This is a genomic window from Paenibacillus periandrae (assembly GCF_022458865.1).
Taxonomy (GTDB): domain Bacteria; phylum Bacillota; class Bacilli; order Paenibacillales; family NBRC-103111; genus Paenibacillus_S; species Paenibacillus_S periandrae.
Window position 1 is genome coordinate 77,539 of the sequence record NZ_JAJNMU010000005.1, and the last position, 18,618, is coordinate 96,156.

Consider the following 18,618-nt stretch of genomic DNA (forward strand, 5'->3'; position numbering starts at 1 on the left):
TGAATGCAGGAATACCTTTTCTGGCTTCAGCCATTTGTCTGGGGCCAGAAAAAGTGCTCCTGCTCGATTTACCTGGTTTTCTATCCAAGCTATCCTGATGAGCATGTGCTTTGTTTACTGTTTATTGTCCAATTTCTTCATTACATTACCCGCTTGGCTTACTCGGCCAGCACCCACCGCGATACTGGCAGCTGGATCTATATTTTTAATAATCGCCTTCAGCCTCATCACATCCAGGAAATGGACGGTATACATCAGAAATTGGGGAGGTCGCGTGGTTGGCTCCCACATCGGCTTTGCGCCAATCCCTTGAGCCGGGCTTACACTACTTACCTTCAGCTCTACAGGATCATCGAGCTTATGGAAACGGAGCTGGATTGCCCTTTCAATTTCTTCACCGCAGCTGCTCATGATGCATAGTGTTCGGTAAGGAAGCAGCCCATGGTTGCCACGAATCGAGACATGCAGCATTTCAAACGCCAGTATATAGGCAATAATGGAGTACATCGCCTGCTGCCAACCAAATATGAAGCCCGCTGCTGTTAAGATGCTGCAATTCATCATCATGATCACATTTTCCGGGGATAACAATCCACGATGTCTTGCCAAATATCTTTCATTCATTTCAAGGGTATCCAAGGTGCCCCCGTAGCGGACAACCATGCCGATCCCCAGCCCCAAACACACACCTCCACATACCGCAGCCGACAGACTGTTATCCAACAATGCCGGTACAGGATGAAGAAAGATCGAGCTTAGTGAAAGCACGATGATCCCAAGAAGAGTCATGATCGTAAACTCCAATCGGATATGACGGTAAGCCAGAACAATGAATGGCAAATTAAACAGGAACAACAGTAAGCCAATCCGCATTTCCGTCATATGGGACATTAGCGCCGAAATTCCAGTCATGCCGCCAACGACGATTTTATTAGGTATGAGGAAAAGCTCCAGCCCAACAGAGGCCAGAATACCTCCCAGGATCACAATCAGGATATGACTCCCCCGGTGGCGAGATTTCGCCGACTTGCCTCTAGCAGCAAACTGTACCTGGTTGATCGCAGCACGTAACATGTTTAGTTCCTCCTCTTTCACTTTGAAATCCAGGCCATGACAGCCGGTTCCGAGCTAGCGTTTCAGAACATCAATTTACATAGCTTAATCCTGGACTGCCTTGCTGATTTTCTTTTTGGGCCTCTCCTTGAACTTAAATATTTTGTCGAGAAATTTATAGATATGCTTGCTCTCTTTGGACAATAACGGCCCTAAAATCGCCATAATGAGAACGTAAAGTGCGGCGAAGGATTGGAGAACCGGCATTAATCCGCCTGCTTTGGCCAAATTAGCCATGATGATCGAGAATTCTCCACGTCCCATAATCGTGAATCCAATATTCAGCGAGGATTTAACGGATAACCCGGCATTCATCCCAGCCAGCATCCCCGCAGTGAAATTACCAATCAGGGTGATCAGCACCGCGGCAAGCGACAGCCAGCTGGCCCCGCCTAATGCCATAGGATCGATCGTTAATCCGAAGCTGAAGAAGAAAATGGCACCGAAGAAATCCCTGAAGGGCATGATCAGGTGTTCAATCCGTTTGGCATGGTCGGTCTCTGCCATAACAAGGCCAATTAATAGCGCTCCGATGGCTTCAGCGACGTGAATCGTCTCAGAAAAGCCGGCGACCAGAAACAGCATGGAAAAGATCACCAAACCGAACAACTCATTGGACCTAATGTTCAGCACCCGATTCAAAAGCGGAACCGCCTTGCGTCCGACAAACAGGACAAGAAGCATGAAGCCCAGTGCAATTGCAGCAGTCAGCAGTACCCCTCCAAAGCTGGAGGAATTGCTCAGCACCAGACCTGACAGGATGGAAATGTAGACGGCAAGGAATACATCCTCGAACATCGTAATGCCCAGTACCATCTCCGTCTCAGGGTTAGCGGTCCGCTTCAGATCAACCAGTACCTTGGCCACAATCGCGCTCGACGAAATCGTCGTAATCCCGGCTATGACAAGCACCTCGGCCCACGGGTATCCAGCAATCCAACCGAGCATCAGGCCTAACATAAAATTGATCCCGATATAAATCGATCCGCCCTTCACAATCGATTTTCCAGATTTGATCAGACGCCCCACTGAAAACTCAAGGCCCAGATAAAAGAGCAGAAACAGCACGCCAATCCGGCCCATGAATTCAATTAACGGTGTGCTTTGAATAAAGCGGAAGTCAAAATGCCACAGCTCCAGCGCATGGGGGCCCACCGCCATCCCGATCAGAATGTAAAAGGGGATAACCGAAAAGCGCAAACGGGCTGATAATAGACCAGCCATCGCTATGAGTGCAATCGCAAGACCTACCTCGAGTATCATATGATCCATATATCAACCACTTCCATTCAATAAAATTTGTTTGATCAATCTTTGCTGCTGTCTTTCTCCGACCACCACAAGCGTAGCTTCATTCTGAATAACGAGCTCTGGACCCGGGCTTACGTGTTTCGTATGATTTTTCTCAATGACTGCAATAATCATTGCACCTGATTTTTGGCGCACATCCAGGCCTCCAATAGATTGGCCAATACTTTTGTAATGAGATTCGATTTTGTACCATTCAATTATCAGCTCGTCAAACGCCATTTCAACCGTCTCCAGCATTTTTGGGATATACGTCATACCTCCTACAATAGCGGCGACTTGCCTGGCTTCGTCATCATCTAACGTGATTGTGGAAATCGTTTCATCGGGATCATCGTGTTCAAAATGATACATTTCCCGTCTGCCGTCATCATGAATAATAATGACCAGCTTTTCCCCACCACGTGTATGGATTTCAAATTTTCTACCTATCCCTGGTAAATTGGATTCTTTAACGTTCATGCTTGAATAACCTCCTGTTTTTCATACCTGTTGATACACAAACCAAATAACCTCCGAGAAACCTTTCTTTTTTCGGAATACCTGAACTTCATTCATTTTTAGCAATAGCAAATAGAGCTCGGAAATATAGAACGTACGTTCTTATTTAAGCGTGACAAATACACTATGCACAAAGGTGAAATTTTCAGACGGCAAGTGAGGTATTTACTGACACGAAAGTGGAGGTGAATCTAATGGGGGTCATAAACAAACGTTTCAGTAATATAAAAATACAGGGTTTAAAGTTCAAGCGGGGTAAAGGAATACGATTTAAAATAAGGTGAAGAACAACAAATAAAATCGGGAGGGATTGCGATGTAACCATAAGCTTATGCAAAAGCGAAGAATGCTTTCGGGTGGCCAACTTGGGTTTATTTCCCTGATTGGCAGCTGCGGTTTCGGGAATGGACTCATACGTTGTATATTCTTCATGCAGACTTGTTGGAGGGGACAGCATCAATGCAATAGCCAATACTATATATCTCAATAATCGTGCTGCTCTATAAACATTGATCATCATATCCCCCCTTAAATTTATATACTGTTACAATTCCGATTACTATTAGTGTACCATATTTCGCTGATGATCTCAAACCGCTGACAGAAAAAATAACTGACCAAAGGCCGATACTTGTCCCATTGTATATATTCTTGAACAGCGGTTGTATAGCATGTTGTTCAGCAATTATGTATATTTAAATGCAAGAAAAAGGGCGGAATTCCGCCCTTGTCCTTTTCATGTTATTCCTGCGTTTTTGCTTCAACGGGAGTGCGGTTTCCGTGTCCCTTCTCCATTTGCGCTTTAAGCTCATCTACAGTTATGCCTTTCTCTGCTGCCAGTTTTTCCAGCTTCGCCTGACGCTCCTGCTCGATTTGAGCTTTCAGCTCATCAACAGTAATACCTTTCTCTGCAGCCTGCTTTTCCAGCTGTGCCTGGCGCTCCTGCTCGAATTGTGCCTTCAAGGCTTCGACGGTTATTCCTTTATCAGCCGCTAGCTTCTCTAAATTCTGGCCGCCTCCAAATCCGCCTTTGCCTCCGTCCTTATTACCGCCTCTGGTCCCACGCTCTTGCTCCAGCTGTGCTTTCAATTCATCCACCGTGATGCCTTTTTCAGCTGCTTGCTTTTCCAGCTTCGTCTGACGCTCCTGCTCGAATTGTGCCTTCAAGGCTTCGACCGTAATGCCTTTTTCAGCTGCTAGCTTCTCCAGATCCTGACCGCCAAAACCACCAGGGAATCCACCTTTATTATCGCCTCTGGCAGCACGCTCCTGCTCCTGCTGAGCCTTAAGCTCATCCACCGTGATGCCTTTTTCTGCCGCCAGCTTTTCCAGCTTCGTCTGACGCTCCTGCTCGAATTGTGCCTTCAAGGCTTCGACCGTAATGCCTTTTTCAGCTGCCAGCTTCTCCAGATCCTGACCGCCACCAAAGCCATCAGGGAATCCGCCTTTGCCTCCGTCTTTATTACCGCCTCTGGTTCCACGCTCCTGCTCCAGCTGTGCTTTCAGTTCATCGACAGTAATGCCTTTTTCAGCTGCTTGCTTTTCCAGCTTGGCCTGACGCTCCTGCTCCAATTGTGTCTTCAAGGCTTCAACCGTGATCCCTTTCTCTGCCGCCTGCTTCTCCAAGCTTGCGCCACCTCGGAACCCGCCTTTACCGACATCATCTTTGTTTACTGTATAGGGCTTGGCTACTCCCGGATTCGGATTCGTTGTAGTAAGGTCAGCGGCAAAAGCCGATCCCATTGCGCTCAATGCCAGCATAGCTCCAAGTGTGGTTGCAACCAATTTTTTGTTAAGTTTCATCGTATATTCCTCCATAAGTTTGTATTTGTTGTTTACAAGATCATCTTACCGCGCCTACCTGAATTCACCCTGAGTGAAAACTGTGAGTATCCTGAAATTGCATAAAATGAATATAATCGTTTTGTCCCATATGAAAAGCCCCCAATCGCACATCGCAGAAACTGCGCAGGATTGGAGGCGTTGTATGACCGCTTATTGTTATCTAATCTCGTTCAAAGTGCTTACCATGATCTTTGCCTTTATTAAAATCCTTACCTTTCGCTTTATCTTTATCCTTAAATTTTTCGTTATCTTTATTCTTTTCGTTGTCCTTGTCGTCCTCTTTATCCTGGTTCGAAAGGATTGGCTTCGACTTGTCAGCAGCAGAGCTTTGCTTCCACTTCACATCCAGCTTCCAATCCACCTTGTCATCCTTCACCTGAAACTGCTCGGCAATTTTTTTCTTCAAAAGCGCTTCAAAAGCTGGCTGCTGCTGCGGCAGTCCTTTGACTAGCTGTTGTATAAACGCCTCCGCCGAAGTACCCGTCAAATGTATGCCTGAAAGATCCTTGCCCTGGATAATAACATCGTTTGCTTTTGCAGACGGATCTCCACCCTGACGTTTAACTCGGAGAATCAAATCGCGACTTTTCCATTCGATTGATAGTTTGTCCAGATAAGCTTCATTGCCCTTCGACGTTACCGCAGCATTAGCTGCCCCTGGCGTCGCTGCCACGCCCGACGGTGTCGGACTCCCGCTTGCCGCACCTGCCGCTGGGGACGATGCCCCACTACTCGAATCCGGCTTGAAAGCTGCGTCTGGGGGCACAGTCGATTCAGCAGCAGGCGGAGGTGCCACACCCGCATTCCCATCTGCCCCCGTCCCAGCACCAACTGTTCCTGCAGATGGCTGCGAGGCTGCAAATTGAGGTGAGGTTGCTTTGATATACGCCGCCTGCTCCTTTGCATTCAATATGATTTCTAGCCCATCGCCGGCCTGAAGCTGCTCTGGTGCTGACTTTTCCATATTCCGATATACCCAGACCGTGGATGATAACGGATATACTGACTCATTTCCCCCTGCAGTGACTACCAGCTTTTTGCCCCCAGGCTCCAACCGAACAAAGCTGCCCTTCGTTTCTTGTGATACCTCTGCCGATACCTCTTGTCCGCCCCAAGCCGTGAATCCATAAATGACCAGTGTTATGCCTAAACAGGCAGCTAAGACCCATGCTAGTTTTCTCATCGTTATCCTCCTTAGGAGTGTCGCATCATTTTACGACGTAAGCTTCATCTTGTATCCCCTGTTAAGGTGTACTATAAGATTCGCAGCGCGATGGGAAATTAAGGGCCAAAACTTAGACAAAACGCTCGGTTGTTCAGCAGCGGGTCCCTAATCTACAGCTTCCCAGCGGTGGGCAAAAGCTTGCAGCTTGGGGTGTAGGGACTCCGATGAAGCGAGCTTGAAATCGATGCAGAGCCGCAGCCTTTTAATCCAGAATTCAAAGCTATCAAAGCTCGCTGCCGTATTCGCCATGTCCACCGTCATATACACAAAGTAAGGTCCCGCATACTTCTCTTCCAAAAATCGGAAGGCCGTGTCCATCGGAGTGTATTTTTTGCGGCGCCCCTCCCAGCGATCAATCGCCGTATCAACGGGCAGCTCCATATGATCCAGAAGCTCCTCCAGCTCATCTGCCCTACGGTAAAAGGGTGCAGCCCCCGGTTCGCCCATACGTCGCAAGGTTTCTTCATGCAGCGGATAGAATACCAGCTTTTTCATTTCTATTCGTGACGCCAAGCTTACAATTCGCACAAGCTGTTGAGTGCCACAATCTGCAAAGCTATCGTATACCCACATGGTCCCTCGTGGACCTTGCCGCTCCTTCTCTGGCTCATACCCGAATGGCACGATACTTGGCTGTTTGACCATCATGACTCCTCCTGAGCGTGTTCCCTTCAAGGAACGATTATTCATAAGCATTCGTTCAAGAAAAAAAACCGTGTAATGAAGCTTATATCTTAAGCATCCCCCAATCTACGCCAATCCACCAGCTTGTCCTGCAAAGACATGGCTCTGGCCGGACTTGATGAGGGTAAAGTATCATACTTTATGTTGGTGCCGATCTCTCGCTTCAACAGCTGTGGGAGCACCTGCTTGCGATATAGCTGCTCAGCCGTCTTGCCATTAAAGAACACCCACTCTATGGTCGGGTATTCGTTCAGCAGCAGGACAAAATCATTGGCCTCCGGCTTCCGTATATCCGCATCAAGACTGCCCTCCCGCTCACAGCCCGCCAGAACATCCCACAGTCCTACACCCTGCTCCAGCGCAAAATCCAACCGATCCCTGTATGCAGCTGCTGCCGGTCTGCCCCCACCCCAAATGGCGTAGAGCAGCGGCCAAAAGTGATTGCGAGGATGCCCATAATACTCCTGCTTGCTCAAGGATACTTCACCTGGCATCGAGCCCAGTATCAGTGTGCGACTCGATGCATGAATTACTGGCGGCAGCCCCTGCAGCCGATACTCCGCATGACCTGCAGTTTCCATGCTATGACCTCCTTACTTTGATCGCTATGAGCTGTACGGCACCGACAGGCGCCTACTGCATCTGGCTTTTTTAAGCTTCCAGCTCTTTGATCCGCGCCCGCTTCATCGGCCAATTAAGCAGCACAATTCCGCCAATAAACATCCCGGCTCCGCTCAAAATATACAATGTAATCCGATCGTGGAAAAATAAATAGGACCATGCAATCGTAAATAGTATACTGCTATTGCTTACAAGGATAGCGATAGTAAAGCTCACCCTTTTCAAGGCCTGTGCAAACCAGTTAAAGCTTAAGCCTGTGATTAAGCCTAAACCGATCAATGCTATGATCCCCCAACCGTTAACCGGTCCCGTCATATGCGCTTGAAAAGGCAGCGGTAACGCCATGAGCACAGAACACCAGAAAAAGACGGAAAAATTCATTTTTCCTGTATCCATGGACTGGATCAGCATCTTTTGACTGAGCACATGCAAGGCGCTTCCGACGGCTGATAGCATGTACAATACCGTGACCAGTCCGTTACTTGTCAGCACCTCGCCTATCGGCAAGCCATTCCAGCTAATCGTCACCACCCCGGCTACACATAAGCCTGCAGCCATCCAACCGCGCCCGGACACGTATTCCTTGAACACCAAGGCCGATATGATTAGCAGCAGCACTGTTTGCAGTGGACCAACCAATATATTGCCGTAAGAGGAACCCATCGATAATGCCATATTTTCAAAAAAATAATTGCAGCATTTGCCGATAACGCCTATCCAAATCCATTTCATTCCGATATCCAGACTAAGCCTGCGATGTCTCAGCAGCAGCCATATCCCCAAAAAGACAATCCCAATCCCGAAGCGGGCAAACGTAATCGTCGTGCTGTCTACCATCGAAGCTGCTGTTTTTACCAAAATCCCTACAAAACTCCATGACAGTGTAGCCAATATAAGCAGAAAATACCCCATGATGACATCCGATCCTTTAATATTTAACTACAAGCCCCATCCCATGAGGCTTATATATTGTAGCATAGCTGTATTTGAGGTTAAACGGCTTCGTCATCTTTGGTTTTCAAAAAAATTTCAAAAAATTCATAAATGGAGTGATCCAAATCCCGACTTTATACGAATACCAATCAAAGCCAGCATGAGCAACGCGACCAACGGGGGGAAGATATGAATAAATATTACATCGTTTATCGAAAAAAAATTTTAGCGGGACCCTTAAGCAAGGAAGATGCCATCAACAAGCTATTTGAAATGAGCGCAACCTTTAAAGGTCTGAGGGTCCGTTCCTTTTTTGGAAAAAACCAGCCATTGTCGCAAACAGAGGACTCGATGGTGGATGTCACAGACGAGCTTCTAAACCGTATGGAATAGACTACAACCATCGAAAACAAGGATATAGAAACAAAAAACAACCCCCCTGATGACCGACAGCGCACTTGGTGTGCCGCTTGCCTGATCATCAGGGGGATTTCTGTTTATTCGACTCGCCGCCGCTTATCCGTGGATCAATGATTCCGCTCCATCAATATAAATCTCGGTACCGGTAATATGTGAGGAGTCGTGGGATGCCAGGAACAACGCCAGCTGCGCTACTTGCTCGGCTGACCCCGATTTATGGGCTAAGGGCTGGTCGCCTTCGGGATATTGCACAGGAATTTGGACTTCCTTTAGTTCCGGCTTTTTAAATGTATTATCGTCAATCGAAGTTTCAATGGCACCCGGGCAGATGGCGTTGACACGGATTTTATAACGCGCCAGCTCCAATGCAGCCATTTTCATAAAAGCTACCTGTCCCGCCTTACTGGAAGCATAAGCGCTGAATCCAATATTCGAAAATACACGATTACCATTGATCGAACTGTTAATCAGAATACTGCCGCCGCTTTCTTTCAAATAAGGTATCGCATATTTGACAGTCAGAAATGTACCTCTGAGATTGATATCGATGGTTTGCTGCCAATCCTCAACCTCCATATGCTCAATCGAAGTCATAGCGCCGTTAATTCCCGCGTTCGCAAACACAATATCCAAACGACCGTACGTATGCAAAGCCTCCTTATAGGACGCCTCAACATTGTTGGCCTGGGACACATCCGTATGTATAACGGCAGCTTCACCGCCTGCCGCTATGATCTCATCACGGACTTTATTGGCGTTGTCCAACGTGCGATCGAACAGGCATATTTTGGCACCATGACGTGCCATCAATAAGGCACTGCCCTTACCGATCCCGGATCCGCCTCCCGTTATTACAGCTACCTTGCCCTGCAGCCTCTGCTGTATGCTTTGCTCTAGTGCGTCGTTCGCATTCATCATGCACAAATCCCTCCACTATTAGGTTTGTTGAATGTTAAGAACCGTTGAAGGGGCGAACGCACTCCCTTCGATAACGGCATGTGGTGCAATGACTTCGATTTTACCTATACTGCCTTCGATTCGAGTCCCATCCTTGATAATGGCTCCTTCTCCAATAATAGCATAAGCTATATGGACATCACGGCCTATTTTCACATTAGGCATTAGCACGCTATTCGCGACCACACTGCTTTCAGCCACCTGGACGCCATAGAACACGACTGTGCGCTGTACGTCGCCAAGCACCGCATTGTTCCAATGGGAAAGTGAGGAATCGTGCTCGTCTGTCCGTGATATCGGAGAACGTCCGCTTCCCATATATTGGTCGCGGCTGTAGGTCTGCCATGCATGAGGATCAGGCTCGAGATGCGGCTCCATATCCTGCTCCAATAGATCCATGTGGGCTTCCCACAAACTATCTACCGTACCCACGTCACGCCAATAGCCTTCAAAAGGATAGGCATATAACTTGCCTCCCAGACGAAGCATATGCGGAATAATATCCTTGCCAAAATCATGACTCGACTTCGGATTTTCCGAATCCTCAATAAGCATCTTTCGCAAATACGACCATTTGAATATATAAATACCCATCGAAGCAAGAGTGCTCTGAGGCTTGGTCGGCTTCTCAACAAAATTCACGATACGCTTACTCTCATCTACCCCGACGATACCGAAGCGATGGGCTTCAGCGAGAGGCACCTCCATGACCGACACCGTAGCATCAGCCCCACTAGCAATATGGACGTCTCTTAGCTTGCGATAATCCATCGAATAAATATGGTCGCCGGATAAAATCAATACATCGTCCGGGTTGTGATCGTCGATAAAGCTCAGGTTTTTGTAAATAGCATCGGCTGTTCCCAGATAACCGCACGGGTCCTCCGGAGACGCCGCCAGCAAAGAAACACCATCCGCATCGGAGCCGTATAAGCCCCAAGGCTCGCCACCGCCTATATGCGTATGCAGTGATTCGGACGCATATTGCGTTAGAACCCCAACGGTATGAATGCCGGAATTGGCACAGTTGCTTAAAGGGAAATCGATAATGCGATATTCACCCCCAAAGGGAACGGCAGGCTTAGCCAAATTATTCGTCAAAGGAGAAAGTCTGCGCCCTTCACCTCCTGCAAGAAGCATGGCAATGCAATCTTTTTTAGACATCAATAATCCCTCCCTGTCATAGGTTGTATGTTCTATTAAACGCTCCTGCGCCTAATTGAAACCGCCGACAGCCTTAAACCGACTTGTTATTCATAGCGAAAAACGAATAGACGATTGATCCTGAGCAAGACAATTTTCACCACCATGTAAACCGGAATTGCTAGTAGCATACCCAGAATACCTGCCAAATTCTCACCAACCAGCAGTAATAATACAATCGTCAACGGATGCACATCCATCCGTTTCCCAAATACATGTGGAGCCAGCAGTGTATCGTCCAGCTGTTGGGCGACAATAATGAGCAGAGCTACCCACATCATCATCGGATACGATTGCGTAAAGGCCACGATCAATGCAGGTACCGCGCCAATAATCGGGCCAATGAACGGAATCAGATTGGTGACAGCCACGATGATTGCGAGAAGCAGCGGATACGGCAGTCCTATGACCAGAAAGCCCACATAAATCACAGCACCGAGACAGACACTGATAATAATACGCCCCATAATATAACCGCTCAGCACGCCGTCGATTTCCTCAAGCGTTTCCCGAGCTACATGTGTATACCCCTTGGGCAGCATGGCTATTACGTTCTCCATCGCTTTGTGTCCACCAATCAACAAATAATACAAAATAATCGGAATCGTTGTTATCAGCAGTAAAATGCTGGTCATAAAGCTCATCATATTGCTTAAATAGTTAGTTGCATACGTAATCGCATTGTTGACATATTCCGCAATTTTGGTAGAGAGATCGCCATGATCTTTTGTGAAGTAAGCGGCAAGCAGCCGATTTTGCTGCAGTTTTTCAATCTGCGCTTTGGTGCTCTCGACCAATTCAGGCACATTCATAATAAAATTTTGGATCTGGGCTTGCAGCATCGGGCCGAATGCAACAACAAACAGCACGGTCAGGCTCGTAATGACAAAATAAATCAACAAGGTGCCTACCGCGCGATTAATGCCTTTTTTCTCCAAAAAGTTAACGAGCGGCCGGATCATATAGTACAAAAATCCCGAGATCAAAATCGGCACAAACAAAGTTTGGAACATCATCAGCAGCGGACTAAACAGATAACCGACCCGATCCATCAAATTAAAGATGATTAAAACCAGAATAATACCGATACACAACCGAAAAAATTTATTTTGCAGCATGATGACCACTCCCGTGCAGTTGTTAAAAAAAGTAACCGATCCTACTGTCAGCATTACTGCAGGGAGCGATATAAAATTCGGTAGCCGAATTCCTCAAGCTGAATAAACATCCGCCCATCCTTTGTCCGCACAGGCTCGCCCGTCAGCCCATCAACCCAATCGTTCGTTTCCATCGGGTGACTCAATATCGTCTTGTCTCCTGTATTGTTCATCCATACCGTAAAATGCACCCGATGGTTTAAGCGTTCATAAATAATGCGACGATCACCATGCTCCGCTCTCAAAAACCGGAAGCTTCCGGATACGAGCACCTCATGCTTACGGCGCAGCGCAATCAGCAGCTTATAAAAGTCGAACAGCTCGCGATCCTGCTTGGCCTCATCCCATTCCATACATTTGCGGCAATCCGGATCCTCTCCGCCAGTTAGTCCAATCTCATCTCCATAAAAAATGCACGGTGTCCCCATAAATGTCAGCAAAAATACGACGCACAGCTTTAATCTTCGCTTATTGAATCCGACACGGTCCATCACCCGAGGGGTATCGTGGCTGCACAGTAAATTGAAAATCACCTCGTTTGTCTGCTGCGGGTAACGAATCAACAGTCCGCTGATACTGGTTGCGAAGTCAAAACCATCCATTCGCGAATCAGAGAAAAATTCCAGCAGCTTATTGGAAAACGGATAATTCATCACCGAATCAAATTGGTCGCCGAGCAGCCATTTCAGAGAATCGTTCCACACCTCGCCAACAATATAGGCGTTCGGATTAGCAGCCTTCACGACATCACGAAACTCCCTCCAAAAATAATGGTCGATTTCATTCGCCACATCCAGACGCCATCCGTCGATACCGACCTCCTTGACCCAATATTCAGCGACCTCCAGCAAATACTTTTTTACAGCAGGATTGGACGTATTCAGCTTAGGCATATGTCCATAAAAGCCGAATGTGTCATAGCTCGGAATGCCGTCCTTTGTAGCAAGCGGATAGCTGTTAATGTGAAACCAGCTGGCATATTGCGATTTCATCCCTTTTTTCAATACATCCTGAAAAGGAGGGAACTGTTCACTGCAGTGATTGAACACGGCGTCCAGCATGACCTTGATCCCTTTAAGGTGGCAGGCTTGGACCAGCTCACGGAGCAGCGCATTGGTTCCAAAATGGGGGTCTACCTTTTTGTAATCCACAATATCGTATTTATGATTAGAGGGCGCTTCAAATACAGGCGTCAAATACAGTGCTGTAATACCCAAATCCTGCAAATAATCGAGATGGTCCATGATTCCCTGAAGATCACCGCCAAATGAGTTCTCATAAGTCGGTTTACCCCCCCACCGTTCGGTGTGAGCCGGATTAATCGATGGGTTTCCGTTTGCAAATCGCTCCGGAAAGATCTGATAAAATACTGCTCTCTTCGCCCATTCCGGAACGGTATGCAGGTCGATTTCATGGATATAGGGGATATCATAGTAGCCTCCGGTCGGCATAGGCCTGTAGCTCAATACACCATTTTCCGTCAGCCACACCGTCTCAGACCCCGCCCGGATGCGAAAACAATAGGAAACGCGCTTGTTATAAGGCTTGATACTAGCCTCCCAGTAATCAAACATTTTGTCTGCCCCCGTTTTCTTAAGGGGATATTCCCGATAAAACCGGTTCCAGTTATACTTATCGCCCGTCTCCGCTGTCACTTCCTCCACATCATCCCGTTTCGTTCGAACTCGAACGTGGATGGTATCCTTGTCATAAGCGTAGGCCCAGTTATTTTGGGCAATGTGGTAAAAGCCTTCAAGCAGCATCCAACCATCTCCCCATTTTCCCCATTAGCTTGCAGCTATGCATTTACCTTCTCCTTAACCATTTCGGAATTCGCTTAAACAAGCGGCTTTTTCTGACATGGGGACAAGAGGAAGGATGGAAATATGAGTTCATTTAACGTTATCGAAATATTTTGGGCGACAATTATAAAATCTGGTAAAATAATAATCATGAATATGGTTGTGAAGCACACGCCGCTTATCAGGTCAGCATTGGCTGCTTGAAAAGCGGTTTTTATTTTGGGTATTGAATAGAACCAATAGGGAAAGGGGCCGAAAGCTATGAATCCGGATTTTATCGAAGCTTACCATGCTTTTTTGAGAGAACATGCGGGATCCCGACAGGGTGAAAGATTACGTCGACTTACTGAAGGACATGGATTCGCAGAGAAACTTTTTGTCGAGCAGGTTTGGTGGCCTGCATTTGGTAATTTTGATAACCTTCATCCCGAATATGAAATCAGTGATTTTCGCGATGGTTCCCGTTTCCTAGACTTTGCACTGCTTCGCAATAGCGTTCGTCTAGCTATTGAAATTGATGGGTTTGGCCCCCATTCGCAAAAAATAAGCCGTTCCCAATTTTCTGATCAGTGGATGCGTCAAAATCATCTGATTATCGACGGCTGGAAGGTATTGCGATTTTCTTATGATGATGTCAAGGATCGACCACGAATGTGTGAGCAACTGATCCAGCAATTTATGGGTAAGTGGTTTGGGCTCAAGCCTGTGTACCACAAACGCATTTCCAGTGAAGAAAAGGAAATTATTCGGCTGGCAGTGCGCCTTCATCGTTTGCTTACACCTAAAGATGTATGTATAGAGCTCGATATCGAACAACAAAAAGCAAGAAAACTATTGCACGGACTTATAGAAAAGGGGCTGCTGCTGCCGGGTGGAATGGGACGTAAACGGATTGCCTGCTATCAACTGTCAAAGACTTTACATATGGAGGAGTTGGGCTTATAAACTCATGAATGCTGAGGATGAAGCTCTTGTGATTGAAAGTCTCTAAAGCTAGTGTTTTGGTACGATGTTTTTCATCATTAGACAGGTCTATTTGCTGCTTCGAGTGACTAATACGATGTTTTTCATCGCAACAGCCCTGTAAATCGGAGTTTTGCTACTTTTTAATGCTTGATACGATGTTTTTCATCTTTAGAAATATCTATTTGCTGCTTTGAGTGACTAATACGATGTTTTTCATCGTTAAAGGTTCAAAACATGAAACAAGAGGACATGACGATGTTTGACATCGTTATATCCTCTTTGCTGGAAACAAATATCACTTCATTTACGCTTCTACCAATGCTTATCGCTATTTATTCCAACTTACACTTTGAATCGATCCGCTGTCCCTTTCAGCTGACCAGCAGCCTCCATAAGTGTTACGGAACGGTCGCTCGTTTCTTCTGAATCCTTCAATTGATGTACGGACGCATCCGCAAGCTGCTGCGCCTGATCTGCTGCCGATCCTGCAATACGCGCTATTTCTTCGATCCCAGCCGTAACTTCCTCCGTGCCCGCCGACATCTGCTCGGCCGCCGCTGATACTTCCTCCATCTGCGTCGATACCAGGTGCACCGAATTCAGCATGCGCAACAATGCCTGCTGCAGCTGCCTAACCTCGTTAACACCGTCCTCAACGTCCGCTCCACCCCGCTGCATCGCTTGTACGGCTGCTGTCATCGAGGCCTGGATATCCGTGATACGTTCGTTAATTTGCTGTGCAGATGCTTCCGATTGATCCGCCAGCTTTCTAACCTCACTGGCTACAACTGCAAAGCCCTTGCCCTGCTCACCTGCCCTCGCCGCTTCGATAGCCGCATTTAGCGCCAGTAAACCGGTCTGTGAAGCGATCCCGGAGATGACCTGCGCCATGCCTCCCACCGCCTGCATATCTTGCTCCAGCTTTTCAATCGAAAAGCCCACTTCCTGCGCGGATTGGCTCAAAGTCATCATCTGGTTGACGGCTTGCTCGGCCGCGCGGCTGCCCTGCTCCGCTTCTCGTACCAATTCCTGCGTCGCCTCCGTCACATCGGCCGAAGCCTCGGCAATACGCTGGATCCCGATAGCCATCTCTTCCATCGCACGAGCGCTGTCCTCCGCACTGGTCGCTTGATGCCCAGCACCCATTGTGAGCTCCTGGACTGTCTGAGACATTAGCTGTGCATTGGTGTTCGAGCGTTCGGCACTGCTCGTCAAGTCACTGGAGATCGTGCCGACCTGGTTAGACATCCTGCCTATCGTTCTCATCATCATCTGCAAATGAAAAATAAAGCGGTTAATTTCCTCAGCCAGCCTGTCCATTTCATCTTTACCACGAACCGGAATGCGATAGGTCAAATCCGCCTCCTGGGAGTTCAGATTGATCGCAGCCCGTAGCATAAACTTTAACTTCCGGGATACGATGGCTCCCGATAAGATGAATAATAGGATCAATACGCCTATGTATAATGCTGCCAGCTCGAGCCCTGATTTTAAACGCTGCTTGTTAATAAATGCGTCAGAGCCTTCCTTGGATAAGTCAACACGAACCGCTCCCCAGTGCTTGCCGTCAATGGTTAACGGATAAGCCAGGTCCCATCGTTCAAAAACCTTCTGTTCGACGACCTGCGAATATTTTTGCAGCAGCGGTTTGGTTGTATCTTGATAGGAAGCCGCCGAGTAGCCGACAATATCGTTGAATACGCGATTGCCCCGATATTTTTGACTTGTAAGTCCTGTAGCTCCCCATGCATCCTTAGAATCCTCACCTGTAAGACTCAGCTTCGTATTATGAGTCGCCACATAGCCATTAAAGTCGGGATTGGCTGAATAGGCTATCGGTACCACAAAAACCACACTTTCATCGACCAAAAAGCCATCGATAACCCGCTTCCAATGATCATCTGTATATTCATCGTATGCGCTTGTATACTTAAGCTCATATTGAGCGAGCGGAATCATCCGTCCGTCAAAAAGCTTTTGCTTCACGTCGCCGTAGGCGGGATCCTTGGAGCGCTTCTCAGCTTCCTTTTGACTTTCCGGCACGACCTGAAGCTTGTCATTAAACAAATTTTTCTTCAATTCCTCGCCAGTGAGCTTTTTGCCGCTTTTTAAAATTACCCCGTCCCTGATATCATCCTCAGCAATACTTTGCAATGCTTTGGAGAGAGAAATCACCATGGCGCTCCCTTTTTCAAAAAGCTGTGCTTCTGAATCGACACGAATCTTATTCCACTCATAAGCATAAATAGCCCCAATCAATATAAGCAGAATCACACCTGTAAATAACATAAATCGTGCAGTTAATGAATGAGTCCACTTGAGCACAGTAACACCTCCACAATGAGCTATAATATTTAATATTATACAATGATATATGCTAAAAGACCTAATACAAGGAATAACTATGTGTTTTTTAGATGAACATTCGACAAATTATTTTTTAATGGACATAGAGTCACACTTCAAACATTGCAAAAAGAGACTCCTTACATAACTAGAGCCTCTTTGTCTTATATTTTCAAATACGCGTTCCTATAGGATTGGCTATAAGCTACTCCCCAATTATACCTGAGACAGCTAACAACGGCTGCAGCTCCTTGCTCATCGCTTTTTCCAGATAAGGCTCTGCGCTTAGCAGGCTGCGAAATTCCATATAGCTGCGGGCTGCTGCAGCCAGTTCACCAGCCTTTGGTGAGGCTGCTTTGACTGCCCGGATCAATATATTTTTGGGCGTATGCTCCATATCGATAAACTCAAGCAGCTGTGTTTTATAACCCAGCAGATCAAGCAGGCTGGCACGAATCGCGTCGGTTGCGAGCGCCGAGAATCGTTCCTTCAGGATGCCATGCTGCAGCAGTGGAGCCAATACTGGAGCCTCCACCTGTCGAAACAATTCATGCTGACAGCAAGGCACTGACATAATAACACCTGCTTGCCAGCGGATGGCTTTCTCCAGCGCAGCATCGGTAGCCGTATCGCAGGCATGCAAGGTGACGACCATATCCACTTGCTCCAACCCGTCATACTGGGCGATATCTCCAACGAGAAACTGGAGGCCCTCATAGCCGAAGCGTTCTGCCAAATCGCTGCAATGACGGATGACATCCTCCTTGAGATCCAGTCCGATCACGCGAAGATCGAAGCCCTGTATCTCCTTCAAGTAGTGGTACAGGGCAAAGGTCAAATAGGATTTCCCGCAGCCAAAATCAATAATGTTCAATGTTCGGTCTGTTGGCAGATGCGGAACAATATCAGCGATCAGCTCAACAAATCGATTAATTTGCCGAAATTTATCGTACTTGGGCGCAAGTACCTTGCCTGAGGCATTCATGATCCCAAGCTCAACTAGAAATGGCACAGGTGTGCCTTCCTCAAGCAAATAATTTTTTTTGCGATTGTGGGTAAGCTCGGTTGCCTGCTTCTTCGTGGGCGGCTTGGTCAAGATACCCAGCTTCCCCTTCTTGCTGATCAGCACCTGATAATCGGCATCCTTAGTCTGAAGCAGCCCCTGCCGAAATGCCTCTGACAGCAATCGCTGAATCTGAGAGGCTGCAGCGGCGGGCAGCACGTTGTCATGCAGCACTTTATTGCCACAATACGAGCTGAACTGATAATGCAGCTCTCCTTTTAAGATGAGCGGCTTCACCGTCACCTTGCTGCAATCGGAGGGGTTATTAGGGCGTGGCTGACTAAAGGTGCCTTGAATCAGCGATTGCTTGGTTATGACCTCGTCAACAAGTGTTTCCATGGATAACATATATATCAATTCTCCGTTCATTCTCGTCTTCCATTACTTCCATATATATCCGTTCTTTCCGTTCTTCAGTGCTTCACTTCACTCGCTGTGTCCGACCGTCTATTCAAACTTAACCGCTAATGAATC

16 protein-coding genes are annotated in these 18,618 nt (G+C 47.3%); 2 read left to right on the top strand and 14 right to left on the bottom strand.

Annotated elements, in window-relative coordinates; genetic code table 11:
- Positions 1-114: 114 nt before the first annotated feature.
- The 8 genes from LRL21_RS09380 to LRL21_RS09415 form a co-directional block, all read right to left on the bottom strand.
- Entirely contained in the window at positions 115-1,074 is a 960-nt protein-coding gene (locus tag LRL21_RS09380; protein ID WP_240415514.1) for a YitT family protein, read from the bottom strand.
- Between the two features lie 84 nt (positions 1,075-1,158).
- Positions 1,159-2,385 (bottom strand): cation:proton antiporter, encoded by a 1,227-nt coding sequence (locus LRL21_RS09385; protein WP_240415515.1) that lies wholly within the window; start codon positions 2,383-2,385, stop codon positions 1,159-1,161.
- A 3-nt stretch (positions 2,386-2,388) separates the two neighbouring features.
- Complete coding sequence (locus LRL21_RS09390) at positions 2,389-2,883, bottom strand: cation:proton antiporter regulatory subunit (RefSeq protein ID WP_240415516.1); 495 nt, start codon at positions 2,881-2,883, stop codon at positions 2,389-2,391.
- A 780-nt stretch (positions 2,884-3,663) separates the two neighbouring features.
- Positions 3,664-4,725: a hypothetical protein gene (locus tag LRL21_RS09395; protein ID WP_240415517.1), complete on the bottom strand. Its 1,062-nt coding sequence runs from the start codon at positions 4,723-4,725 to the stop codon at positions 3,664-3,666.
- Positions 4,726-4,927: 202 nt separating this feature from the next.
- Entirely contained in the window at positions 4,928-5,950 is a 1,023-nt protein-coding gene (locus tag LRL21_RS09400) for a hypothetical protein (RefSeq protein ID WP_240415518.1), read from the bottom strand.
- A gap of 147 nt (positions 5,951-6,097) precedes the next feature.
- On the bottom strand, positions 6,098-6,640 hold the full coding sequence (locus LRL21_RS09405; RefSeq protein WP_240415519.1) for a hypothetical protein: 543 nt from the start codon (positions 6,638-6,640) through the stop codon (positions 6,098-6,100).
- 86 nt (positions 6,641-6,726) lie between these two features.
- Entirely contained in the window at positions 6,727-7,257 is a 531-nt protein-coding gene (locus tag LRL21_RS09410; protein WP_240415520.1) for a DNA-deoxyinosine glycosylase, read from the bottom strand.
- A gap of 70 nt (positions 7,258-7,327) precedes the next feature.
- Positions 7,328-8,209 (bottom strand): DMT family transporter, encoded by an 882-nt coding sequence (locus LRL21_RS09415; RefSeq protein WP_240415521.1) that lies wholly within the window; start codon positions 8,207-8,209, stop codon positions 7,328-7,330.
- Between the two features lie 210 nt (positions 8,210-8,419).
- Between LRL21_RS09415 and LRL21_RS09420 the strand changes: the two genes are divergently transcribed.
- Positions 8,420-8,623 (top strand): hypothetical protein, encoded by a 204-nt coding sequence (locus tag LRL21_RS09420; protein ID WP_240415522.1) that lies wholly within the window; start codon positions 8,420-8,422, stop codon positions 8,621-8,623.
- 123 nt (positions 8,624-8,746) lie between these two features.
- Here the strand turns inward: LRL21_RS09420 and LRL21_RS09425 are convergent, their stop codons facing one another.
- The 4 genes from LRL21_RS09425 to LRL21_RS09440 all read right to left on the bottom strand — a co-directional run bounded on the left by LRL21_RS09425 (position 8,747) and on the right by LRL21_RS09440 (position 13,730).
- Positions 8,747-9,565 carry an SDR family oxidoreductase gene (locus tag LRL21_RS09425; protein WP_240415804.1) on the bottom strand — a complete coding sequence of 273 codons (819 nt, stop codon included), beginning with the start codon at positions 9,563-9,565 and terminating at the stop codon, positions 8,747-8,749.
- Between the two features lie 21 nt (positions 9,566-9,586).
- Positions 9,587-10,771 (bottom strand): glucose-1-phosphate adenylyltransferase, encoded by a 1,185-nt coding sequence (locus LRL21_RS09430; RefSeq protein WP_275900673.1) that lies wholly within the window; start codon positions 10,769-10,771, stop codon positions 9,587-9,589.
- An 86-nt stretch (positions 10,772-10,857) separates the two neighbouring features.
- Complete coding sequence (locus LRL21_RS09435) at positions 10,858-11,928, bottom strand: AI-2E family transporter (RefSeq protein ID WP_240415524.1); 1,071 nt, start codon at positions 11,926-11,928, stop codon at positions 10,858-10,860.
- A 53-nt stretch (positions 11,929-11,981) separates the two neighbouring features.
- On the bottom strand, positions 11,982-13,730 hold the full coding sequence (locus LRL21_RS09440) for an alpha-glycosidase (RefSeq protein WP_240415525.1): 1,749 nt from the start codon (positions 13,728-13,730) through the stop codon (positions 11,982-11,984).
- A gap of 300 nt (positions 13,731-14,030) precedes the next feature.
- Between LRL21_RS09440 and LRL21_RS09445 the strand changes: the two genes are divergently transcribed.
- The gene (locus LRL21_RS09445; protein ID WP_240415526.1) at positions 14,031-14,714 is read left to right on the top strand and encodes an endonuclease domain-containing protein; all 684 of its coding nucleotides are present in this window, start codon (positions 14,031-14,033) and stop codon (positions 14,712-14,714) included.
- 363 nt (positions 14,715-15,077) lie between these two features.
- Here the strand turns inward: LRL21_RS09445 and LRL21_RS46205 are convergent, their stop codons facing one another.
- Both LRL21_RS46205 and LRL21_RS09455 read right to left on the bottom strand, forming a co-directional pair.
- The gene (locus LRL21_RS46205) at positions 15,078-17,060 is read right to left on the bottom strand and encodes a methyl-accepting chemotaxis protein (RefSeq protein ID WP_240415527.1); all 1,983 of its coding nucleotides are present in this window, start codon (positions 17,058-17,060) and stop codon (positions 15,078-15,080) included.
- A gap of 226 nt (positions 17,061-17,286) precedes the next feature.
- Complete coding sequence (locus LRL21_RS09455; protein WP_240415805.1) at positions 17,287-18,492, bottom strand: class I SAM-dependent methyltransferase; 1,206 nt, start codon at positions 18,490-18,492, stop codon at positions 17,287-17,289.
- Positions 18,493-18,618 lie beyond the last annotated feature (126 nt).